Raw genomic sequence first — 20128 nt, 5'->3', positions numbered from 1 at the left:
GTGAAGAAGGGAAGAGGATCACTTGTCGAGGCTGTAGCTGCCGCTGCCGACATGGACGGTCTTGCTGTCGTCGCAGTCCAGCTGCAGCACGAAGCCGCTGGGCTGGTAGTGGCCGCGCTGGGCCGCCTGGAGGGGGCGAAGCGCACGCGTCAGCGGGTCCAGGCGATGGCCGGGCAATTCACCGTGGTCATGGACCCGTCGGGCCGCTTCAGCGGCACCCGCTGGGCGTCCCCCGACGGCGTCACCGCCACCACATTGGATGCCGTGGCTTCGGCCACCCAGAGCGTGCAGCTGCCCCGGCAATTGAAATCGCTGCAGGACACGCCGGTGTCCTTGACGAAGGCGACCTGCCGGCCGTCCGGCGACCAGAAGGCATGGGCGACCAGGTCGTTCTTCGTGAAGCGCCGCAGCTCGGAGCCGTCGACATTCATCATCCACAGGTCCACGCCGCTGACCGATCCGGTGTCGCGCAGCGCCGCCAGCTGAAGCAGCGCCCGCTTGCCGTCGGGGCTCACGTACAGGGCTTGCGGCAGCCGCGCTTCAGGCCATCGGACGGTGGCAACGCGCTGCTCCGCCCCACCCAGCACGATGCGGCTGACCTCGCCCGAAGGCTGCACGCGCAGCAAGCTGCCGTCGGGCATCCAGGACAGCGCGTCCGGCGTCTTGCTCGGCCGGGTGACGTAGAGCAGCCGGCGCAGCTGCAGGTCATAGACGACCGGGCCGCGGTCGGCAAAGATCGTTGCACCCCAATCCACGAGGATCTGGGGGCGACCGAGTGGTGAAGGGCGAGCGTTCTCTCCGATATAGCCGTCGACCACCTGGTCGAACAAGGTGGCCTGGTCGCTGCTGCGCCTGACGATCAGATGGGTTTCGTCGCCGCTGGACCCCTGGGAGCTGTAGTCACGCAGCAGGTAAAGGCTGCCGTCCGGCCAGGGCGCTCCCGATTTTTCCGGCGCGACCCGGCGTGTCTGGCCCGTGACGGGATTGGTCGCGAACGTCCCTTGCGGGTTGCTGAGGTCGCGGTAGGAATGCCACAGCGTGCCGGACATGGAGCCGGCGGCCTGAGCCGCGCCGAACGCGACCCACCCGGCCAGCAGGGCGGCGAAGCGGGTCAAGACCTGGAAGGCTGTCAATCGCAGGAGTTCCAATGAAAAAGGGCGATTCGCTGAATCGCCCGTCCGCGTGATTCGTCAGCCGGATTGGAGCCGGGAGCCCGGCGATTCCAAATCCCTAACGATGCGCTGGATGCAGCCGCGTCAGCGCGTCCATGCCATGACCGGACAGCTCAGGTTCTTCGTCGTGCCGTTGGTGCGCTTGACCGAGAAGCGCTGCGCGTCATTCGATCCTTCGACGGCAACCACGTCGGACGCGCCGGCGTCGGCGTACCAGACCGTGCAACTGCCCTGGCAGGTCGACTCCGTGCAGACGACGCCGGTGTCCTTGCTGAACGCCACGTATTTGCCGTCCGGCGACCAGAAGGCGTTGGAGATCAGGTCGTTCTTCGTGAAGCGACGCAGGCCGCTGCCGTCGACATTCATCATCCACAGGTCCACGCCACTGACCGAGCCGGTGCTGTGCAGTGCGGCCAGTTGCACCAGGGCCTTGCTGCCGTCGGGGCTGGCATAGACCGCCTGCACCACGCGCGACTCCGGCCAGGCCACCGTGGCGAGCGGCTGCTCCGCGCCGCCAAGCACCACCTTGCTGATCTCGCCCGAGGCCTTCACGCGCAGCACGGCGCCATCGGGCAGCCAGGAGATGGCGTCGGGACGGCTGCTGATCGGTGTCGCGAACAGCAGCTTCTGCTGCGCAATGTCGTAGACGATGTTGCTGCGCGAGGCGTTGATCGACTCGGCCCAGGGCGCCATCACCTGGTCGGCGCTCTTCGGTGACGGCGACAGGTCGCCGACATAGCCGTCGACCGTCAGGTCCGCCAGCGTCTGGCCGTCGCTGACGCGCCGCACGATGACGCGCGTCTCGTCACCGACCGAGCCTTGCGAGGTGTAGGCACGGTGCATCAGGCGGCTGGCGTCGGCCGATGGCACCGACCATCGGTCCGCATCGACCTTGACCGAATTGCCGGTGATTAGGTCCGAGACGAAGGTGCCTTGTGTATCGCTGATGTCGGAGTCCGAATGCCAGATGCTGCCTGCCAGCGTCGCAGCGGGCGGCGGCGTGGTCGGGTTGGTCGGGCTGGTGGGCGCGGGGTCACCACCACCGCCGCCGCCACCGCATCCGGTCAACAGGAACAGGCTGGCCAGCAGAACGCTTGCGACGCGACCGAAGTGATTCATGACAATGGATTTCCAGGTTCAGAAACGCAAAAGGGAGGGGCCAGGCCCCTCCGCTGTAGCTCCGATGAACGGATCGATTACTGCTTGCGAGCCATCGAGGACAGGGCTTCGCCCAGGCCCTTCAGCGCCGTCGTGAAGACGCTGTTCAGGTAGTTGTATTCCTGGCTGGTGGCCTGGAATTCGGTCATCAGTTTGTTGAACTTGTCGGCTTGCTCGGCCTGCTCGGACGAGCCCTGCTTGGCGCTGGCCTTGGCGGCAGAGGCATCATTGATCTGCTGCGACAGGTTGACCATTTCCTTGGCCTTGTTGCCCAGGGCCTGGCCCATCACCGAGGCGATGGCCTGCAGCCAGCCGCCGCCGGAAGTGCCCTTGGTGCCCTTGGTGCTGCCGCCGCCTTGGGCACGCAGCTGGTCCAGCACGCCTTGGACGATCTGGTTGGAGAAGTCGGATTCCCACTGCTTGATGGCGCCGCCAAAGTTCTGCTGGGCCGCGCCCTGGGCTTCGTGAGAAACGCCTTGCTGGCTTTGCTGCGTCAGCTGGTTGATGACCTGGCCGATGGTGGACTTGACTTCTTCGCCCAGGAACTTGGGCATGCCATGTTCCTTGACCAGGGTGTCGACGGCGCTGTTGGCGCCGTTGCCGATGGCCTGCTGCAGCATGCCGCCGATGGCCTGGCCGATCATGGCGCCCAGCGGGCCGCCGAAGATGCCGCCGACGATGCCGCCAATGGCGCCCAGGATGCCACCCGAGCCACCGCCGCCGAAAACGCTGCTAACTGCTGATCCCATGTCGATCTCCAAAAGTTGGGTTTTGCGGCAAAGCCTTGCCGCATTGATGTGTGAATTTCGGAGCATCTGAATCCGGTGGCGACTGAAAAAACACCGGCTTCGCTGCGTGTCTTGTCGGCAAGGTTTTCTGAGCAAACTCTGCGGCGCTGACGGGTTTGATTAAACGGGCTCGGTCCCGGGCTGCCTATATGCGGCCGCTCCTATTTCGGCGCCAACCACGCTAGGGTTGGCCGCAGTCGGCGTGTCGAGCTGGCGCAGCGCGGCACACAGCGCGGGCAGGTCGAGGCCGAGCTGGCGCGCCAAGCTGTTGCGGGCCATCCAGGTGGCCGAGGCCTGGGCCGCGCTGCCCTGGCGGCTGGCCTGTACCGTCCACTCCCCCAGAGCCACCGCCAGCACGGCGAAGCGCTCGAAGGCGTCCTGACGCTGCGCCAGCGGTGCGTCGTCCCAGGGCAGTTCGTCGATGACCCAGGCCTTGACCCATTGCGTGATGGCCTGCCAGCGCTGCGGCGTCAGCGCCTCGTGGTCGAAGGCCTGGCGGCAGGCGCCCAGGTAGGCGGCCAGGGCCGCACCCAGGTCGTCCTCGGCGCGGCCGGCGGCCAGCTGGTTGCGGTAGTGCTGCAGGCAATGCGTCACCAGGCTGGGCTGGGCCGGGGTGCCGAGCATTTCGCGCAGCGCCGCGGCGGCCGTGGTGGGCTCGGCCACGCGCGAAGGCAGGCGCCAGCGCGTCGTGCCGAGGTCGCTGCCGGCGGCGGCGTCGGCCAGCGGTGGATGGGCGAAGCGCGACTGCTCCAGCGCTTGTGCAAGACGTTGGCCGAGGGCGGACTGCCAGGAATTGGGAGTGGCGGAGGTGGTCATGACGGGGCGAGGGTTGAGGGTGGGACCGCACGCCGGACCCGGCGCAGGCGGTCGCGGCGGCTGAGGGTGCGGACGGCCGACCAGGTCGCGGCGTCCAGGGCATGGTGCTCGGAGGGCTGGCCTTCGTAGAGGGCCGTGCTGCGCGGCGTGAAGCCCAGGGCTTGCAGGCAGACACGGGCGCCACGGTTGTCCGGATGGCAGATGCCCCAGACCCGCGGCAGGCCGAGGGTCTCGAAGGCATGGCGAAGCAGCACCTCGCCGCCCGCAAGGCTGAGGCCGCTGCCCCAATGCTCGGGCCTGAGGCGGCTGCCCAGCTCGGCTTCACCGGCCTGGACCGGGCTGCCGAGGCTTGCCTGCACCGGCATCAGGCTGAACCAGCCGGCGAACTGCTCGGCCGTGTCGTCCAGCGGCACGGCGCAGCGCCAGATGCCCAGACCGGGATGGCGGCGATAGAAGTCGCCGAGGCAGGCGGTGAAGGCCTGGGCCCAGCGCAGCTCGTGCAGGGGCTGCTCGTCGGGCAGCAGGGCGCGCACGCGCGGGTCGGCATGCAGGCCCTGGATGTCGGCCGCATCGCCGGCGCCGAACTCGCGCAGCCGCAACCGGGCGTCCTGATGCGCAAAGGCCGTCATGGCTGGCGCTCCGCCTCGCCCAGGGGCCAGCGCGCCAGCAGGCTGATGCCGCCGGCCGTGACGCCCAGCATCCAGCGCTCGCCGGCATGGTCCAGCAGCACGACACGCTCGCGCGCGCCGACGGGCAGGGCGCGCACGAAGCGCAGGGCCTCGCCATCGGCGCCGGGCACGCGGCCGCCCAGGTTCTGCAGCCGCCGCCAGCCGCGGATCAGCACCCAGGCCAGCAGCAACACGAAGGCGAGGGCCACGACGGTGCTGGCGAGGTTGAGCATCAGGTCTTGCATGGCTTCAATTGGCTTCGGCCGGCACGGCGCGCGGGTCCAGGTCAGGATGAGGGGTCAGGTCTTCGCCGGGGGCCGGCCGCATGCGTGGCGGCTCGGCAGGCATCTCGTGGCGCCGGTGAGGGTCGGCGCGCCCGGCCTCCCACTTGAGCTGCTCGCGCACGCCCTCGGCCCAGACGATGACCTCGGCCAGCACGTCGAAGAGGTCGGGTGGAATGACCTCCCCCTCCTCGCAGCGCGCAAGCAGCTCGCGGGCCAGCGGCACGTTGCGCACGATGGGCACGCCGGCTCCCTCGGCGGCCTCGCGCATGGCGCGGGCGACATGGTCCTCGCCCTTGGCGCTGACGGTCGGCACCGGGCAGCGGCCGGGCTCGAAGTCGATGGCGATGGCCACGTGCGTCGGGTTGACGACCAGGGCATTGGCGCCGCGCGCCGCGGCCTGCTGGTTGCGCTGGCTCCATTCCGCATGGGCCTGCTTGCGCTGCTGCTTCAGATGCGGATCGCCTTCGCTCTCCTTCATCTCCTGCTTGATGTCGCGCATGCTCATGCGCATCTTCTTGGTGAAGCGGTGGCGGGTCCACAGCGTGTCCAGGAAGGCCACACCGAAGAACACGCCGACCGTCCAGGCCAGGGTCTTGACCGTGCCCTCCCAGATCAGGCCGCCGAGATGTTGGGCCGGCTGCGCGGTGTCCAGGGCCAGCCGCATCGCGTCGGGCAGCAGCAGCCTGGCCACCGCCCAACCTATGCCCAGCAGCAGCGCCGTCTTCAGGATGCCCTTGATCAGCTCGACGAGGTTGTCCAGCGAGAACATGCGCTTCAGGCCGTCGGCCGGGTTGAGGTGCTCGAGCTTGGGCGCGACCTTCTCGAAGGCCAGCACCGGCCCGGCCTGCAGGAACTCGACCAGCGTGCCCAGGGCCGCGACCGGGATGACCAGCAGGGCCACCAGCAGCACGGTCAGTTCCACGCTCTGCCAGCCCAGCAACGCGGCGACATGGCCGAAGCCCTCCTCGCGCCAGCCGGCCGAGACACGCGCGAACAGGCTCTCGCACAAGGCGGTGACGCGCTCGCAGCCCAGGCGCAGGCATAACGCACCCATGACGAGCCAGACGAGCAGCGTCGCCGTGCTCGTCAGCTCCTTGCCCTTGGCGATGTCACCCTTCTTGCGGGCGTCCTGCAGGCGCTTCTGCGTGGGCTGTTCGGTCTTGTCGCCGCTGTCGTCGGCCATGGCTCCCTAACACCTATTTCTAGGGGGTGCAAACGGGGTTTGTGAAAACTTGTTTTCAGGCCAGACCTACTTCTAGGGGGCCTCGCGCCCTGCGGCCCACGGGGTGGTGCTTGGCAAGGCGGGAGCGAACGATGCCCGGTCCGGCATTGCGGCGGTGCAGCAGATGTTTCCACGCGTAAACGTGGGGGGGCCATCGATACATACAAAGGAGCGATGTCTACGGGTCAGTCAGTTACTTCTGCTTGCAATGGTCAACAAGGCCGCAGACCTTGCCCGCATAGTCCGCCCGTCCAAAAACAGGGAAGACAACAGGTGTTCGGACTCCAACGGATCTGCCAGGTCATGGCGACCGCCGCGTTAGGTGTTGGCATGTGGAGCGCCCAGGCGGCGCCGGCTTGCCCATCCCTTTCGGCCGAAGCCTTGCTGGACGGCGCCCCGGCAACGGGCGCCAGCGGCTTCGCGCTGGCGGAGAAGCTGTGCCTGGCGACGCTGGTGCGCACGCCTGCGCCCCTGCCCACCGTCGTCGAGCCCGAGCCGGTCGTCGCCGAGCCGGTCGCGGCACCCGTCATGCCGCGGCCGACCCCGCTCGCCGAGGCCACACCGCTGCCGACCAGCCGCGACAGCGTCGGCCAGGCCCGCATCCGCGCGCTGGCACCGCTGATGGCCGAGGTGGCCCAGCGCCACGACATCGACCCGTTGCTGCTGCACGCCGTGGCCCACATCGAGTCGCGCCACCAGAGCCAGGCCATCTCGCCGGCCGGCGCGCGCGGCCTGATGCAGGTCATGCCCGCCACCGGCCGCAGCATGGGTCTGGCCCAGGCCGATCGCGAGCTGCTGACGCCGCAAGGCAATCTGGAAGCCTCGGCCCGTTACCTGAAGCAGCTGCAGGCCCGCTTCGGCAACGACCTGCGCCTGGTGCTGGCGGCCTACAACGCCGGCGAGGGCGCAGTCGAGCGCCATGGCCGCCGCGTGCCGCCCTATGCCGAGACCCAGGCCTATGTGCGCGACGTGATGGCGGTCTACGCCGAACTGCGCCGCCGCTTCTCTGGAGCCCCTGCATGAGCGCAAGGGACGGCCTCTCCGGCTACTTCGCCGCGACCGACCGGCCGCGCGAGGGCCTGATCGCCCGCTTCAGCGACCTCTTCCTGGTCGCCGGCATCGTCGCCATCGTCGCCCTGATGGTGTTGCCGCTGCCGCTGTGGCTGATCGACCTGCTGGTGGCCGTCAACATCGCCTCCGGCCTGGTGTTGATCCTGATCGCCGTCTACGTGGCCGGCCCGCTGGAATTCTCGGTCTTCCCCAGCGTGCTGCTGATGACGACGCTGTTCCGGCTGGCCCTGTCCATCGCCACGACGCGCCTCATCCTGCTGCACGCCGACGGCGGCCACATCATCGCCACCTTCGGCAAGCTGGTGGCCGGCGGCAACCTGGTGGTGGGCCTGGTGGTCTTCCTCATCATCACGGTGGTGCAGTTCATCGTCATCGCCAAGGGCGCTGAGCGCGTGGCCGAGGTGGCGGCGCGCTTCTCGCTGGACGCGATGCCGGGCAAGCAGCTGTCCATCGACTCCGACCTGCGCTCCGGCCTCATCGACAAGGACGAGGCCAAGCGCCGCCGCCGCACGCTGGAGCTGGAGAGCAAGCTGCACGGCAGCCTCGACGGCGCGATGAAGTTCGTGAAAGGCGACGCCATCGCCGGCATCGTCATCATCCTCATCAACCTGCTCGGCGGCCTGGCCATCGGCGTGCTGCAGCAGGACCTGAACCTCGCCGACGCGGTGCACCGCTACTCCATCCTGTCCATCGGCGAAGGCATGGTGGCGCAGATCCCGGCCCTGCTCGGCGCCATGGCCGCCGGTCTGCTGGTCACGCGCACCAACGATGACGAGAACGACCGCCATCTCGGCGACGCCATCCGCAAGCAGCTCGGCGCCAAGCCGCGCGTGCACCTGATGGCCGCCGGCATCTGCCTGCTGCTGGCCACGGTGCCGGGCTTTCCGCCGCTGGTCTTCGGCCTGCTGGCCATCATCTTCGGCACGGCCGGCGTCATGCTGACGCCCTGGGGCCGCGACTGGCTGGCCCAGCACATGCCCGAGCTCGGCCCCAGGCGCCACAAGCCCGAGCCCAGCGCGCTGAAGACGGCCCAGCCGCGCGTGCGTCCCTCGGTGCCGCTGCTGCTGGAGCTGCCCCAGTCCCTGCTCGGCGACGGCGGCATCGCCGTGACGCGCGCCATCGAGACCATGCTGGACGAACTGCAGCTCGACCAGGGCCTGCCGCTGCCGCGCCTGGCCCTGCACGGCCGCCTCGGCCGTGAAGGCTGGCGCCTGCTGGCCCATGAGGTGCCGCTGTCCGAAGGTGACATCAGCGGCGACCCGCGAGCCCTGGCCCGGCAGGTGCAGCAGGCCCTGCGCCGCAACGCCGCCCTCTTCGTCGGCATCCAGGAGACCAGCGAGCTGCTGACCCGCGCCCAGGCCGAGCTGGCCGATGTGGTCAAGGAAGTGCTGCGCGCCCTGCCGGTGCAGAAGGTCACCGAGGTGCTGCGCCGCCTCGTCTCCGAGGAGGTCTCCATCCGCAACCTGCGCGACATCCTCGAGGCCCTGGCCGATGCCAGCCAGCGCGAGAAGGACGTGCAGGCCCTGACGGAGATGACGCGCATCGCGCTGCGCCGCCAGACCCACCACCGCATCTGCCCGGGTGGCGAGCTGCGGGCCCTGATGCTGTCGCCCGAGCTCGAGAACCTGATGCGCCAGAACCTGCACGTCAGCGGCGGCGTGACCCAGCTCGCCATCTCGCCCGACGTGGCCCGCCAGTTCGCGGCCGAGGTCCAGGCCCAGGTCGAGGCGCTCAAGCCCCAGGCCCTGGTCTGCGCCATCGACCTGCGCTGGCATCTGCGCAAGCTCATCGAGACCGAGTGCTTCGACACGCCGGTGCTGTCCTTCCACGAGCTGCTGCCCACGCTGCGGTTGACGCCGCTGCTGCATCTGCCCCCACCCAGAATCGACGCGCCTGCCCCGCAGGCCGCGCTGCTCGCCGCATGACCTCCATCCTCAAGATCGCAGCAGCCGCCACGCTGCTGCTGGCCCAAGCTGCGCCCCTGCTGGCCGCCCCGCTGCCGGAAGGCCTGCGCCCCGTCAAGCTCGAGGCCCGCGACCAGCCCATCGAGCAGTTCCTGCAAGGCCTGTTCTCGGGCAGCGACATCCCCGTCGTCGCCACCGGCGTGCAGGGCCAGGTCAACGGCCGCTTCGAGGGCACGCCGGCCAAGCTGCTGCGCGACCTCAGCCGCGCCTACAACCTGCTCAGCTACTACGACGGCGGCGTGCTCTACATCGCACCGGCCGGCGAGACCCAGACGCGCAGCTATCTGCTGACGCCCGCCGCCGCCGCCCAGGTGCAGCGCGCCGCGCAGGCCCTGCAGCTGCCCGATGCCCGCAACACGCTGAAGTTCAGCGACGACGGCGCCCTGCTGGCCGTGGGCGCCAAGCGCTTCGTGCAGCAGGTGGACGAGCTGGTCCGCCAGGTGCGCCCCGGCACCACGGCCGTCGCGATGAAGACCTGGGCACCGGCCCAGCAGCAGCCCCTGCCCGACTACCGCATCTTCTACCTGCGCTATGCCTGGGCCCAGGACGTGCCGATGAGCTTCGGCGGCCAGCAGACCACCCTGCCCGGCGTGGCCAGCATCCTGCGCTCGCTGACCGGCCAGCCCCGCCAGGCCCGCACCGCCGTGGCCGCCGACCCCGCCCGCGCCCAAGGCAGCCAGCGCGCCCGCGGCGGCGCGATGCGCAACACGACGACGCTGGGCCTGGTGGACGAAGCCGCCCCCGCCATGCGCGGCACCGACACCCTGGTCGCGGCCCTCAGCCAGGTCGGCTACGGCCAGCCGGCGCTTGAGGCCGCCGAGCCGCCGGCACCGCCCGACTTCGCGCCGCGCATCGAGGCCGACCCGCGCCTGAACGCCGTCATCGTGCGCGACCTGCCCGAGCGGCTGGACCGTTATGCCGCCCTCATCAAGTCGCTGGACGTCGAGCCGCAGTCGCTGGAGATCGAGGCCACCATCATCGACGTCAACACCGACCGCATGCGCGAGCTCGGCATCAACTGGCGCTACAACCACGGCCTGTCCAGCCTGATGTTCGGCAACGGCACGGCCAGCGACACCCGCCTCAACGGCCAGCAGGATCCGACACCTTCGGCCAAGGGCGGCGTCATCTCGGCCGTCATCGGGGACCGCTACCCCTTCGTCGCCCGCATCACCGCCCTGCAGAGCGACGGCGCCGCCAAGGTCGTCAGCAGCCCCCAGGTCGTCACGCTCTCCAACGTCGAGGCGGTGTTCGACAACAGCTCGACCTACTACGTGCGCGTCGCCGGCCGCGAGGACGTCGACCTCTTCAACGTCACCGCCGGCACGCGGCTGCGCGTCACGCCGCATGTGTTCAAGGACGGCGACGAAGCGCCGGCCCGCATCAAGCTGCTGGTGCAGATCGAGGACGGCGGCCTGACCGGCCAGAGCGTGGACAACCTGCCCATCGTCGAGCGCTCGGGCATCAACACCCAGGCCCTGATCTCCGAGGGCGAGAGCCTGCTGATCGGCGGCATGGTGCGCGACAGCTCCACGGCCGGCGTCGACAAGGTGCCGTTGCTGGGCGACATCCCGCTGCTGGGCAATCTCTTCAAGACCCAGCGCAAGGGCGGCCAGCGCATCGAACGCATGTTCCTCATCACGCCCCGACTGGCCAGCAGCAAGGCCACGGCCGACGTGATGGAAAGAGCCCGCCAGCCTCTCGTGAATCCAGCCAACCCGGCCGCACCCGCCGGCTCGACGGGCGGCGAGGGCGCCGCGCAGCAGGAGTAGTCCGCCATGAAGTCCCACCACCCCGTCCCTCTGCTGGAACTGCGCGTCCTGGCCGGCCGCCAGCTCGGCGCGCGCGCGCGGCTGGACGCCCAGCAGGACCTGCTGGTCTGCGGCCTGAACGCATCCAACCAGGCCGACACCCAGTTCGCCGACATCCTGCTCGCCAGCGACGTCGACTTCCAGCTGCGCCTGGTGCCGGTCGCCGCGGACCGCATCGGCGTGCAGCTGGTGTCCGGCGTGGCGGTGCTGGCGGACAAGCCGTTGGCACCCGGCGCCACCGTGCATGCCTGGGCTCCGGGCCAGACCCTGCAGCTGGGCGACACGCAGGTGGCCTATGGCCCGGCCGATCAGGACTACTGGCCCGAGCCGGTGCTGCATGACGATGCCGAGCCCGCAGTCCCGCGCATCGCCGCCGCAGTCAAGCCGCGCCCCATGCTCGAAGGCGTGTTGACGGCCCTCGGCCTGGTCATGGTCATCGGCGGCGCGTCGGTGGCCTGGCGCGGCGGCACGCTGCGCGACGCCGCTCAGGTCGTGGCCAAGGTCGTGCCACCCGCTCAGGCGCCCACGGCCCCCGACCTGCTGGCCAGCGCCGTCGATGTCTTCCGCCTCTACGGCATCAGCGCCAAGGCGAGCTGGTCGCCCGAGGGCGAACTGGTGCTGCACACCCAGGAGCGCGACGCCGCCAAGGTGCAGGCCGCCGCGGCCGCGGCGCGACGCGACATCGCCCGCCTGCCCGCGCTGCGCGTGGACAACCAGCCGCCCGCCGCCGTGGCCGCCGCGGCCGCGCCCCCACCGGACGACCCGGCCAAGCGCCTCGTCGCCGTCATCGACAACGCCGACAGCCCCTACTTCATCACCGCCGACGGCAGCCGCTACTTCAGCGGCGCCCTGCTGCCCAGCGGCCATCGCGTCGTCGAGATCGCCGGCCGCGCCGTCGTCGTCGAACGCGACGGCCAGCGCACGCGGCTGACCCTCTGAGCCCTCTTCCCAACCCTCCATCAAGGAGACTCCCATGTCCAATACGCTTCTCAACACCCTCGCCGCAGCTCCCGTCACCGGCACCACGGGTGGCAAGACCAACGGCAGCGGCGGCTCCTGGTTCGAAGCCATGGCCGACGCCTGGGGCAAGGCCCTGGACAAGCAGGCCAGCGACATCGAGACCGCCTCCAATGCGATGAACAGCGGCGGCGACACGCCCTCCGCCGTCACCGAGCTGACCGCGATGTCGCTGAAGATGAGCTTCCTGGCCAGCAGCTCGCACACGGCCGTGTCCACGGTCGGCTCCGCCCTCGAAACGATGGCTCGCAAGCAGTGACACCCGGCCTCGCCATCGCGGCGCCCGTGCAGGACGTGCAGCTCGGCGCGGGCGCGTCGTTGTCCAGCCTCGGCCAGGTCCCGCCGACGGCCGACGTGGCGGGCTTCGAGCGCGCCCTGGCCGGCGCCGTGCAGCGCCTGGGCCCGACCGAGTCGTCCGCCCAGGCCATGCAGCGCATCGTGCAGCCGCTGGATCACATCAACGCCGAAGCCGCTTCTCTCGGGCGCGACGCCCGCGCGGCGGCGGCCTCGGGCCAGGAGCTGACGCCGGGCGAACTCGTCAACCTGACGGTGCGCTGCCAGGAGTTCATGTTCCATTGCCAGCTGACTTCGAACATTGCCAACCGCACGTCCGAAGGCCTGCAGCAACTCTTCAGGCAGCAATCCTGATGAAACCACTTCGAAGCCTCTGCGCACTGGTGCTCGCCACGCTGCTCGCCGGCTGCGGCGAGCAGACCCTCTACGCCAAGCTCGACGAGCGCCAGGCCAACGACATGGTCTCGGCGCTGCGCATGTCCGGCGTGCCGGCGCAGAAGAACGCCCGCGAAGACGGCTTCGAGGTGCTGACCGGCGAGGCCGACTTCGCCCGCGCCGTGCAGATCCTGAAGGCGCAAGGCCTGCCGCGCGAGGACTACGACAGCCTGGGCAAGGTCTTCAAGCGCGAGGGCTTCGTGTCCACGCCGGTCGAGGAGCGCGCCCGCCTGATGCACGCGCTGTCGCAGGAACTGTCGCACACCCTGACCAGCATCGACGGCGTGCTGCAGGCGCGCGTGACCCTGGTCGTGCCCGAGCGCCATCCGCTGTCCGACAAGGTGCTGCCTTCGTCGGCCTCGGTGATGCTCAAGCACCGCCCGGGCCTCAACATCGAGACCCTGCTGCCCAAGGTGCGCGCCCTGGTCGTCAACAGCGTCGAGGGCCTGCCCTATGAAAGCGTGTCGGTCGTCGCCTTCGCGGCCGAGCCCACGCCGACGGTCCCGGCCGTGACGGACAACGGCACGCCGACGGCCGCCATGGCCCTGGCCCTCACGCTGGGCACGGCCAGCCTCGGCGGTGCCGGCTTGCTGGCCTGGCGCCGCCGGCGCGCCAACGAGCAGCTCGCGCTGGAAGGGAAGGTCCATGACTGAGCGCGCGTTGCGGGCCCGCGTCGCCCGCCGCCTGCTGGCCGACGCGCCCGCCGAAGCCCGCAGCCTGAGCTGGGCCCAGCTTGACGCCGCTCCCGCCTGGCTGGCCCTGGAACACGACGAGCTGCTGGCGCTGGCGCGTCGCTGCGGCTCCGTGCTCGCTGCGCCGGCGCTGCGCCTGTGGATCTCCGGGCCCTTGCGCGAGCTCGCGCGCGCCACCCTCGGCGTGACCTGGTGGCGGGCCCTGCGCAGCGCTGCCGACTGGCCGCCCCTGCCCGCGGGCCTGCCGGCGAGTCTGAGCGGCTGGCCCCAGGTCGGCACGCCCGAGGCCTTGAGCCAGCAATTCACCGAAGCCGGCGCCGCCGTGCTGCTGGCCGGCCTGCCGCACGGCTCGCTGCGCCACGCCGCCAGTCGCCGCCTCGGCCCGGTGGCCGCCTGGGTCATGCCCCAGGCCACGGCCCTGGCCGTGCTGCGCGAGACCCTGGCGCTGCAGGACAGGGCGGCGGCATGAACAGCTTCATGTTGTGGCATCGCGACCCCACCGCGCGGCTGGGCATCGCGTCGGACCGCCGCGTGCTGCGCGCCGCCGAGGTGCCGGCCCTGCAGGAAGCCGACCAGCTGCTGGCCGAGCTGCGCGAGCTGTTCGAGCAGGAGCAGGTGCGCGTCGACGCGGCCTGCGAACAGGCCCGCGAGGAAGGCCTGCGCCAGGGCCTGGCCCAGGCCGAAGGCCAGGTGCGCGAGCAGCTCGCCGTGGACCTGACCCGCCTCACCCGCGCCCATGAGGAACGCTGCCTGCGCCAGCAGCGCGACGTGGCCCGCCTGGCACTGGAGGTCTTCCAAAAGCTGCTGGGGCCTTTGCCCGCCGACGAGGCGCTGGCGCGCCTGGCGGCCCAGGCCGCGCGCGAGCTGCTGCCGGCCCGCAGCTGGCGGCTGCACGTCCATCCCGCCCGCATGGACGGCCTGCGCGCCGCGCTGCTGGCCGTCGACCCCGACGACAAGGCCGGCCTGGGGAGCGCCGAGATCGTGGCCGACGCCGACCTGGCCGAAGGCGATTGCCGCCTGACCACGGAGTTCGGCACGGCCGACGCCAGCCTCGCGACGCAGGTCGAGCGCCTCGCACATGCCTGGGGGCTGAGGCCATGACCCTGGCCCTGGACGCCGAGACCGACACCCTGCGCCGCAGCCTGCAGCGCGCCCGCACCGTGGCCACGCTGGGCCGCGTCGTGCAGGCGGGCGGCACGCTGATGCGCGCCACCGGCGTGCAGGCCCGCGTCGGCCAGAGCTGCCGCGTCTTCGATCCTTCGCGCCCTCTCGACGAGGGCCTGCTGGCCGAGGTCATCGGCTTCCAGGGCCACGAGGCCGTGCTGGCGCCCCTCGGTTCGCTGCAAGGCCTGCCGGTCGGTGCCGCCGTCGAAGTGCTGCACGAGGCCGCCCAGCTGCCCAGCGGCGCCGGCCTGCTCGGTCGCGTCATCGACGCCTTCGGCCAGCCGCTGGACGGCGGCCCGCCCCTCGATCATCTGCCGCGCGTGCCCCTCTACCGCGACGCGCCTTCGCCGCTGCAGCGCCGCCCGGTGCATGAGCCGCTGGTCTGCGGCGTGCGCGCCATCGACACGCTGCTGACCGTCGGCGAAGGCCAGCGCGTCGGCATCTTCGCCATGGCCGGCGGCGGCAAGTCCACGCTGCTGGGCATGCTGGCGCGCAGCACGCGGGCCGAGGTCAACGTCATCGGCCTGATCGGCGAGCGCGGCCGCGAGGTGCGCGAGTTCCTCGAAGACAGCCTGGGTCCCGAGGGGCTGGCGCGCTCCGTCGTCGTGGTCTCCACGTCCGACCGGCCGGCGCTGGAGCGCGTGCGCGCGGCGCATGCGGCGACGGCCATTGCCGAAGGCTTCCGGGCCCAAGGCGCGCGCGTCGTCCTGATGATGGATTCGGTCACCCGCTTCGCGCGCGGCCTGCGCGAGATCGGCCTGGCCGCCAACGAGCCGGCCGTGCGGCGCGGCTACCCGCCCTCGGTGTTCGCCGAGCTGCCGCGGCTGTTCGAGCGCGCCGGCAACGACGCCCACGGCTCCATCACCGCCTTCTACACGGTGCTGGCCGAGGACGAGGAAGGCAGCGACCCGGTGGCCGAGGAGGTGCGCTCCATCCTCGACGGCCATCTGGTGCTGTCGCGTGCCCTGGCCCAGGCCCAGCACTACCCGGCCATCGACGTGCTGGCCAGCGCCAGCCGCGTCTTCACGCGCGTGACCCAGGCCGAGCAGCAGCGCGACGCCGCCCATGTGCGCGCCCTGATGGCGCGGCACAAGGAGGTCGAGTTCCTGTTGCGCGTCGGCGAATACCAGGCCGGCAGCGACCCGCTGGCCGACCAGGCCATCGAGCGCATGCCGCAGATCAAGGCCCTGCTGCAGCAAGCCACCCACGAGCCCAGCGACTGGGACGGCGGCCTCCAGCATCTGCGGGAGATCGTCGCGTGAGCATGACCCTCTCTCCGGCCGATGCGCGCCAGTGGCTGCGCCTGCGCCAGTTGCGCGTGCAGCGCGCGCGCCAGGCCTTGGCCCAGGCCCATGCCCAGGCAGACCAGGCCCGCGCCGCCGTCCACGCCCGTGAGGCCAGCATCGCCCGCGGCCGCCGGCGCCTGGCCGAGCTGGTCTGGCATTGGGGCACGGCCGGCAGCGCCGACATGCCGCGCTGGGGCCGCCAGGTGCAGGCCCATGGCGAGGCCCTGGCCGAAAGCCTGGAGCGCGATGAATACGCCCTCCTCGACGAGCAGGAGACGCTGGCGCAGGCCGTGGAGGCCGTTCGCCAGCGCCAGGCCGAGCTGGCCCGCGCCCAGGCCCGCGAGGACGCCGTGGACACCACGCTGAAGGACCAGCGCCGCCGCGATCTGCAGGCCCGCGAACAACAGGCCGAACTGGAAGCCGCCGATGCCCACCGTGCCCTGCACTGAGACCGCCGTGAAACTGCTGCCCCTCCTCCTGCCCCCGATCGCGACGCTGCCACGCGGCCGCTCGCCCCTGGCGGCCTCGGGCGAGGAGACGCCCGTGCCGACGGCCCACCGCGACGCCGGCGATCCCGATTGGCGCAACGCCTACCGCCGGCTGCGCGATCAGGAGTCGCCCGAGGCCGAAACGCCGGCCGGCGCGCCCGCCCTGATGCCAGCGGCGAAGCGCGAGCCCGCAGAGGAGGCCGTGCAGACCCGCAGCGTGTCGCCCACCGCCACCGTGCAACGCCTCGAAGCGGCCCGCCAGCTCGCCGACGCTCAGCCCGTGACGACCCCGACGGCACGCGTCTGGCAGGTCGAGCTGCCGGCCCCCGCCGGCCCGGCCTGGCGGCTGGATGTCGAGCAGGCCCGGCCGCTGGCGCCCCTGCATCTGGAACTGCGCGTGCCGCCGGTGGCCCAGGCCCAGGCCCGGCAGCAGCTGGGCGATCTGGACAAGCGCCTGCGCGACGCCGGTCATGAGGTCCTCAGGTCACGCCTGCGCGAGACCGCGCGGGCGGACAAGCGCAGCCTGCCGGTCGACGAGGTGCAGCCATGAGCGGCATCGGCGCCATCCAGGCCGTGAACCCGGCCGAGACCTGGCAGGCCTGGCTGCAGGCCGGCACGCAGGAGGCCGAAGCCCAGCTCGCCGAGGCGGCGCAGGCCGCGCCCGAGCAGGCCCCTATCGCGGCGCCGGCACCCCTGCCAGCGGCCCCGGCCACGCGAGCCGCCGAGCTGCCGGCGCTCGCGCCCCAGCTCGTCGATGCAGCCTCGGCGCTGCTGCCCGTGAGTCCGGTGCTGGTGCAGCCGCTGAGCCTGCAGAACGGGCCGGAGCTGCGCTGGCGGGCCCAGGGCGCCGAGGCCTGGCGCGCGCTGTGGGACGAGGCCGGCGGCGAACCGCAGCAGGAGCAGCAGCCGATGCCTGAGACGCAGGCACCCGCCCTCGAGGCCCTGCCCGACTGGGCCCAGGCCCTGCTCGACCGCTTGCGCGACGCGGCCGCCGCACCCGTCTCGGCGACCGCCCTGCGCCCCGCCCTGCAGGCCTGGCGCGTGGGCCTGCCCGTGCTGCTCGCCTGCCCCGCCGGCCTGGTCAGCCTGCAGCCCAGCCGCGATGCGTCGACCTGGCAGTGGCGGCGCTGGCCGGCACGCTGGCGCAGTGCCCGCCCGGCGGCGACCGAACGCTGGTGGGCCGTGCGCCTGGCCCTGGGCACCCAGGGCCGCCCGCGCACGCTGCGCGACCTGACCGGCGGCCCCGCGCTCGCGCCGGGCCAGGTCAGCTGCGAGCTGCGCCTGGACGACGTCGCCCCCGGCATCGCGCAATGGACGGAAGTGCTGGTGCAGGCCCCGGCCTCCGCCAGCCTGCGCACCCTGCTGGGTACGCGCCCTTCGCTGACCTGGCTGCTGTGCAACCAGCCGCTGTGGCTCCGGGAATGCCCATGAACCGCATCGATGCCGACCTGCTGCACGCCCTGGGCGAACTGGGCGTGGCCCTGGCCATCCTCGATGGCGACTTCCTCGTCGCGCTGAACGCGCCCATGCAGGCCCTGCTGCCCGGCGAGGCCGGCGGCCTGGCCGAGGACTGGGCCCAGCCCCTGCACGGCCTGGCCAGCGCCCTGGTCGCACCGCTGGGCCTGCGCACGCGTTGCGGCGTCAGCGGCGAATACCTGGCCCAGCGCGTCGCCCTGGATGCTCGCCATGTGCTGCTGCGCCTGGACGACGAGCGCGAGCGCCTGCACCATCTGCAGCGCCAGCTCGACGACCGCGAGGGCCTGCTGTTCACGTCACGCTCGCTGACCGTCAGCGAGATGGGCAGCGTGCTGGCCCACGAACTCAACCAGCCCATCGGCGCGACGGCCAACCTGCTGCGCGGCCTCAAGCTGCGCCTGGCCCGCCGCCACCCCGACGACACCGACGAACTCGCCGCCCTGGACAAGGCCGTGCAGCAAGTGACCTATGCCAGCCAGATCATCGGCCGGGTGCGCGAGTACACCCAGTCGCGCCAGCCCAAGACCGAGGCGCTGGACCTCGCCGAACTGGTGCACCAGAGCCTGGCCCTGCTGGACTGGGACCTGCAGCGCGAGGCCGTGCGCCTGGTGCTGCGCCTGCCGTCGCGACCCGTGCCCGTGCAGGGCGACGCCGTCATGCTGCAGCAGGTGCTCATCAACCTGCTGCGCAACGCGCTGGACGCCTTGCGCCTGGACAGTCCGGCCGAACCCCGGATCGACATCGAGCTGGTCGTCGAGGCCCATCGTGCCGAGCTGCGCGTCAGCGACAACGGCCCCGGCATCACGCCGCAGACTGAAGGCCGTCTCTTCCTGCCCTTCAGCTCCACCAAGCCCAACGGCATGGGCCTGGGCCTGTCCATCTGCCGCTCGCTGATCGAGATGCACCAGGGCCGGCTCTGGTTCTCGCGGCGCGAGGCCGGTGGCTGCTGCTTTCACTTCGCGCTGCCCATGGCGGTGGCCGCGACACAAACCGTTTTGGAGAGGACGACATGACCCCTCGGCAAATCTACGTGGTGGACGACAACCACGAGTTCCGCGACTCGCTGCGCTTCTGGCTCGAAGGCTTTGGCTGCAAGGTGCGCGACTGGGGCGACCCGCGCGACGCGCTGCAGTCCCTGGCCCGCGTGGCCGTGGGCACGACCTGGCCCGAATCCACCTGCCTGATGCTGGACGTGCGCATGCCCGAGCTGTCCGGCCTGGACCTGCACGACGCGCTGCGCGAGCGCGGCATCCACCTGCCCGTCATCTACATGAGCGGCCATGCCGACGTGCCGCTGGCCGTGGCCGCCATGCAAAAGCGCGGCGCCGTCTCGCTGCTGGAAAAACCGCTGGACGATGCGGCCCTCAGCGCCGCCCTGGACCGCGCCTTCGCACCGACCGATGTCGACACCGGCATCGATGCCGAGGTCGAGGGCTCGCGCGAGGAGTTCGAGCGCCGCTCGCAGACCCTGTCGCCGCGCGAACGCCAGGTGCTGTCCCTGGTGGTCAAGGGCCTGATGAACAAGAACATCGCCGACGAGATCAAGCTGTCGCTGAAGAGCGTGGAGCTGTACCGCTCGCGCGGCATGCGCAAGATGAAATGCCGCTCGGTCACCGAACTGACCCGCATCATGGTGAGTCGTCGCGCATGAGGTTCATCCCGCAAGCCCTCACCCAGGGCGTGGGCTGGCACTACCGCTGCGGTCCGCTGCGCATGTGCATCAACGCCGACGACTTCTCGCCCGGCGAGCTGGCGCCCTGCGCGGCCGAGGCCGCCGTCGTTCTCGACCTGGCCGGCGAACTGCTGGACGCCTTGCAGGTGGCCGGCCTGGCGGCCGATACGGACTGGCAGTGGGCTGCCGAAGCGGACGACAGCAGCGGCGCCCAGGCGCACTGGCGCGGCAGCGATGTGGAAGTGAGGCTGGCCCTGCCCTGGAGCGTGCTGCGTGCCTTGCATCAGGCGCCTGACGTGCCGGGCCTGCAATGGCAGCCCACGCTGGCGGAATGCGTGCTGGCGCAATGGCGACTCGACGATGAGGAGGTGGCCGCGCTGGAGCCGGGCGGCCTGCTGCTCCTCGACGGTGCGACACCGCCGCGGCTGCGTGCGCGCGGTGAACCCCTGGCAGGGGACCCCTGGCAGCTGGTGGCACGCTGGGAGCTGCCGCTGGCGGTCGAGACCGTGCTGGACTGGAACCCGGCGCGGCCGCCCCTGCCGGCGCAATGCCTGCTCATCGAAGCCGCCCGACCCGACGCCGTGCGGGCCCGCGGCCGCCTGCTGCCCTGGGGCAGCGGCCAGGCCCTCCGCGTGGAGGGCGTCTAGCCC

At 71.3% G+C, this 20128-nt stretch carries 24 protein-coding genes; 16 read left to right on the top strand and 8 right to left on the bottom strand.

The window, feature by feature from the left end; all coding sequences use genetic code 11:
• Nucleotides 1–18 precede the first annotated feature (18 nt).
• The 8 genes from AC3WOE_RS05760 to AC3WOE_RS05725 all read right to left on the bottom strand — a co-directional run bounded on the left by AC3WOE_RS05760 (nt 19) and on the right by AC3WOE_RS05725 (nt 6069).
• Complete coding sequence (locus AC3WOE_RS05760) at nt 19–177, bottom strand: hypothetical protein (RefSeq protein WP_492688942.1); 159 nt, start codon at nt 175–177, stop codon at nt 19–21.
• Entirely contained in the window at nt 150–1115 is a 966-nt protein-coding gene (locus tag AC3WOE_RS05755; RefSeq protein ID WP_492688941.1) for a TolB family protein, read from the bottom strand. Before AC3WOE_RS05755 ends, AC3WOE_RS05760 begins: the two co-directional genes overlap by 28 nt.
• Before the next feature lie 141 nt (nt 1116–1256).
• Complete coding sequence (locus tag AC3WOE_RS05750; RefSeq protein ID WP_492688939.1) at nt 1257–2291, bottom strand: TolB family protein; 1035 nt, start codon at nt 2289–2291, stop codon at nt 1257–1259.
• 77 nt (nt 2292–2368) lie between these two features.
• Complete coding sequence (locus tag AC3WOE_RS05745; RefSeq protein WP_492688938.1) at nt 2369–3079, bottom strand: hypothetical protein; 711 nt, start codon at nt 3077–3079, stop codon at nt 2369–2371.
• Nucleotides 3080–3238: 159 nt separating this feature from the next.
• Nucleotides 3239–3934 carry a DUF6683 family protein gene (locus tag AC3WOE_RS05740; RefSeq protein ID WP_492688936.1) on the bottom strand — a complete coding sequence of 232 codons (696 nt, stop codon included), beginning with the start codon at nt 3932–3934 and terminating at the stop codon, nt 3239–3241.
• A complete protein-coding gene (locus tag AC3WOE_RS05735) occupies nt 3931–4563 on the bottom strand; it encodes a GNAT family N-acetyltransferase (RefSeq protein WP_492688934.1) in 633 nt (210 codons plus the stop codon). The genes AC3WOE_RS05740 and AC3WOE_RS05735 overlap by 4 nt, the downstream gene beginning before the upstream one ends.
• Complete coding sequence (locus AC3WOE_RS05730) at nt 4560–4847, bottom strand: FliO/MopB family protein (RefSeq protein ID WP_492688932.1); 288 nt, start codon at nt 4845–4847, stop codon at nt 4560–4562. Before AC3WOE_RS05730 ends, AC3WOE_RS05735 begins: the two co-directional genes overlap by 4 nt.
• A gap of 4 nt (nt 4848–4851) precedes the next feature.
• Nucleotides 4852–6069, bottom strand: a complete 1218-nt coding sequence (locus tag AC3WOE_RS05725; RefSeq protein WP_492688930.1) for an EscU/YscU/HrcU family type III secretion system export apparatus switch protein — start codon at nt 6067–6069, stop codon at nt 4852–4854.
• A gap of 369 nt (nt 6070–6438) precedes the next feature.
• Here AC3WOE_RS05725 and AC3WOE_RS05720 point away from each other — a divergent pair, with 369 nt between their 5' ends.
• From AC3WOE_RS05720 to AC3WOE_RS05645, 16 genes are read left to right on the top strand one after another with little or no spacing between them, the layout of a single operon-like run.
• Entirely contained in the window at nt 6439–7131 is a 693-nt protein-coding gene (locus tag AC3WOE_RS05720) for a lytic transglycosylase domain-containing protein (protein ID WP_492688929.1), read from the top strand.
• Complete coding sequence (locus tag AC3WOE_RS05715) at nt 7128–9104, top strand: FHIPEP family type III secretion protein (protein ID WP_492688928.1); 1977 nt, start codon at nt 7128–7130, stop codon at nt 9102–9104. Before AC3WOE_RS05720 ends, AC3WOE_RS05715 begins: the two co-directional genes overlap by 4 nt.
• Nucleotides 9101–10915, top strand: coding sequence for a type III secretion system outer membrane ring subunit SctC (sctC, locus tag AC3WOE_RS05710; protein WP_492688926.1), 1815 nt, complete (start codon nt 9101–9103; stop codon nt 10913–10915). Before AC3WOE_RS05715 ends, sctC begins: the two co-directional genes overlap by 4 nt.
• 6 nt (nt 10916–10921) lie before the next feature.
• Entirely contained in the window at nt 10922–11893 is a 972-nt protein-coding gene (locus tag AC3WOE_RS05705) for a SctD/MshK family protein (protein WP_492688925.1), read from the top strand.
• Nucleotides 11894–11927: 34 nt separating this feature from the next.
• Nucleotides 11928–12230: a hypothetical protein gene (locus AC3WOE_RS05700; protein WP_492688924.1), complete on the top strand. Its 303-nt coding sequence runs from the start codon at nt 11928–11930 to the stop codon at nt 12228–12230.
• Nucleotides 12227–12619, top strand: a complete 393-nt coding sequence (locus tag AC3WOE_RS05695) for a hypothetical protein (RefSeq protein WP_492688923.1) — start codon at nt 12227–12229, stop codon at nt 12617–12619. Before AC3WOE_RS05700 ends, AC3WOE_RS05695 begins: the two co-directional genes overlap by 4 nt.
• Nucleotides 12619–13353: a type III secretion system inner membrane ring lipoprotein SctJ gene (gene sctJ / locus AC3WOE_RS05690; protein WP_492688922.1), complete on the top strand. Its 735-nt coding sequence runs from the start codon at nt 12619–12621 to the stop codon at nt 13351–13353. Before AC3WOE_RS05695 ends, sctJ begins: the two co-directional genes overlap by 1 nt.
• On the top strand, nt 13346–13861 hold the full coding sequence (locus AC3WOE_RS05685) for a hypothetical protein (RefSeq protein ID WP_492688921.1): 516 nt from the start codon (nt 13346–13348) through the stop codon (nt 13859–13861). Before sctJ ends, AC3WOE_RS05685 begins: the two co-directional genes overlap by 8 nt.
• Nucleotides 13858–14493, top strand: a complete 636-nt coding sequence (locus tag AC3WOE_RS05680) for a FliH/SctL family protein (RefSeq protein ID WP_492688919.1) — start codon at nt 13858–13860, stop codon at nt 14491–14493. Before AC3WOE_RS05685 ends, AC3WOE_RS05680 begins: the two co-directional genes overlap by 4 nt.
• Nucleotides 14490–15818 carry a FliI/YscN family ATPase gene (locus tag AC3WOE_RS05675; protein WP_492688918.1) on the top strand — a complete coding sequence of 443 codons (1329 nt, stop codon included), beginning with the start codon at nt 14490–14492 and terminating at the stop codon, nt 15816–15818. The genes AC3WOE_RS05680 and AC3WOE_RS05675 overlap by 4 nt, the downstream gene beginning before the upstream one ends.
• A gap of 2 nt (nt 15819–15820) precedes the next feature.
• Nucleotides 15821–16291, top strand: coding sequence for a hypothetical protein (locus AC3WOE_RS05670; protein WP_492688917.1), 471 nt, complete (start codon nt 15821–15823; stop codon nt 16289–16291).
• 7 nt (nt 16292–16298) lie between these two features.
• A complete protein-coding gene (locus AC3WOE_RS05665) occupies nt 16299–16880 on the top strand; it encodes a hypothetical protein (RefSeq protein ID WP_492688916.1) in 582 nt (193 codons plus the stop codon).
• Complete coding sequence (locus AC3WOE_RS05660) at nt 16877–17761, top strand: hypothetical protein (RefSeq protein WP_492688914.1); 885 nt, start codon at nt 16877–16879, stop codon at nt 17759–17761. The genes AC3WOE_RS05665 and AC3WOE_RS05660 overlap by 4 nt, the downstream gene beginning before the upstream one ends.
• Nucleotides 17758–18819 (top strand): sensor histidine kinase, encoded by a 1062-nt coding sequence (locus tag AC3WOE_RS05655; RefSeq protein WP_492688912.1) that lies wholly within the window; start codon nt 17758–17760, stop codon nt 18817–18819. The genes AC3WOE_RS05660 and AC3WOE_RS05655 overlap by 4 nt, the downstream gene beginning before the upstream one ends.
• A complete protein-coding gene (locus AC3WOE_RS05650; RefSeq protein WP_492688911.1) occupies nt 18816–19457 on the top strand; it encodes a response regulator transcription factor in 642 nt (213 codons plus the stop codon). Before AC3WOE_RS05655 ends, AC3WOE_RS05650 begins: the two co-directional genes overlap by 4 nt.
• Nucleotides 19454–20125 (top strand): hypothetical protein, encoded by a 672-nt coding sequence (locus AC3WOE_RS05645; protein WP_492688909.1) that lies wholly within the window; start codon nt 19454–19456, stop codon nt 20123–20125. The genes AC3WOE_RS05650 and AC3WOE_RS05645 overlap by 4 nt, the downstream gene beginning before the upstream one ends.
• Nucleotides 20126–20128 lie beyond the last annotated feature (3 nt).

The organism is Roseateles sp. FW305-36 (genome assembly GCF_058787015.1).
The sequence above is the reverse complement of the archived record's forward strand: the minus strand, read 5'-3'. Positions and strand labels throughout refer to the sequence as shown.

Bases quoted from the DNA above. Each gene is read 5' to 3' on its own strand.
- AC3WOE_RS05740 (WP_492688936.1), bottom strand. From the start codon at position 3,934: ATGACCACCTCCGCCACTCCCAATTCCTGGCAGTCCGCCCTCGGCCAA.
- sctJ (WP_492688922.1), top strand. From the start codon at position 12,619: ATGAAACCACTTCGAAGCCTCTGCGCACTGGTGCTCGCCACGCTGCTC.
- sctC (WP_492688926.1), top strand. From the start codon at position 9,101: ATGACCTCCATCCTCAAGATCGCAGCAGCCGCCACGCTGCTGCTGGCC.
- AC3WOE_RS05705 (WP_492688925.1), top strand. From the start codon at position 10,922: ATGAAGTCCCACCACCCCGTCCCTCTGCTGGAACTGCGCGTCCTGGCC.
- AC3WOE_RS05645 (WP_492688909.1), top strand. From the start codon at position 19,454: ATGAGGTTCATCCCGCAAGCCCTCACCCAGGGCGTGGGCTGGCACTAC.
- AC3WOE_RS05730 (WP_492688932.1), bottom strand. From the start codon at position 4,847: ATGCAAGACCTGATGCTCAACCTCGCCAGCACCGTCGTGGCCCTCGCC.
- AC3WOE_RS05680 (WP_492688919.1), top strand. From the start codon at position 13,858: ATGAACAGCTTCATGTTGTGGCATCGCGACCCCACCGCGCGGCTGGGC.
- AC3WOE_RS05750 (WP_492688939.1), bottom strand. From the start codon at position 2,291: ATGAATCACTTCGGTCGCGTCGCAAGCGTTCTGCTGGCCAGCCTGTTC.
- AC3WOE_RS05700 (WP_492688924.1), top strand. From the start codon at position 11,928: ATGTCCAATACGCTTCTCAACACCCTCGCCGCAGCTCCCGTCACCGGC.
- AC3WOE_RS05675 (WP_492688918.1), top strand. From the start codon at position 14,490: ATGACCCTGGCCCTGGACGCCGAGACCGACACCCTGCGCCGCAGCCTG.
- AC3WOE_RS05655 (WP_492688912.1), top strand. From the start codon at position 17,758: ATGAACCGCATCGATGCCGACCTGCTGCACGCCCTGGGCGAACTGGGC.
- AC3WOE_RS05715 (WP_492688928.1), top strand. From the start codon at position 7,128: ATGAGCGCAAGGGACGGCCTCTCCGGCTACTTCGCCGCGACCGACCGG.
- AC3WOE_RS05745 (WP_492688938.1), bottom strand. From the start codon at position 3,079: ATGGGATCAGCAGTTAGCAGCGTTTTCGGCGGCGGTGGCTCGGGTGGC.
- AC3WOE_RS05650 (WP_492688911.1), top strand. From the start codon at position 18,816: ATGACCCCTCGGCAAATCTACGTGGTGGACGACAACCACGAGTTCCGC.
- AC3WOE_RS05725 (WP_492688930.1), bottom strand. From the start codon at position 6,069: ATGGCCGACGACAGCGGCGACAAGACCGAACAGCCCACGCAGAAGCGC.
- AC3WOE_RS05720 (WP_492688929.1), top strand. From the start codon at position 6,439: ATGTGGAGCGCCCAGGCGGCGCCGGCTTGCCCATCCCTTTCGGCCGAA.
- AC3WOE_RS05685 (WP_492688921.1), top strand. From the start codon at position 13,346: ATGACTGAGCGCGCGTTGCGGGCCCGCGTCGCCCGCCGCCTGCTGGCC.
- AC3WOE_RS05670 (WP_492688917.1), top strand. From the start codon at position 15,821: ATGACCCTCTCTCCGGCCGATGCGCGCCAGTGGCTGCGCCTGCGCCAG.
- AC3WOE_RS05660 (WP_492688914.1), top strand. From the start codon at position 16,877: ATGAGCGGCATCGGCGCCATCCAGGCCGTGAACCCGGCCGAGACCTGG.
- AC3WOE_RS05735 (WP_492688934.1), bottom strand. From the start codon at position 4,563: ATGACGGCCTTTGCGCATCAGGACGCCCGGTTGCGGCTGCGCGAGTTC.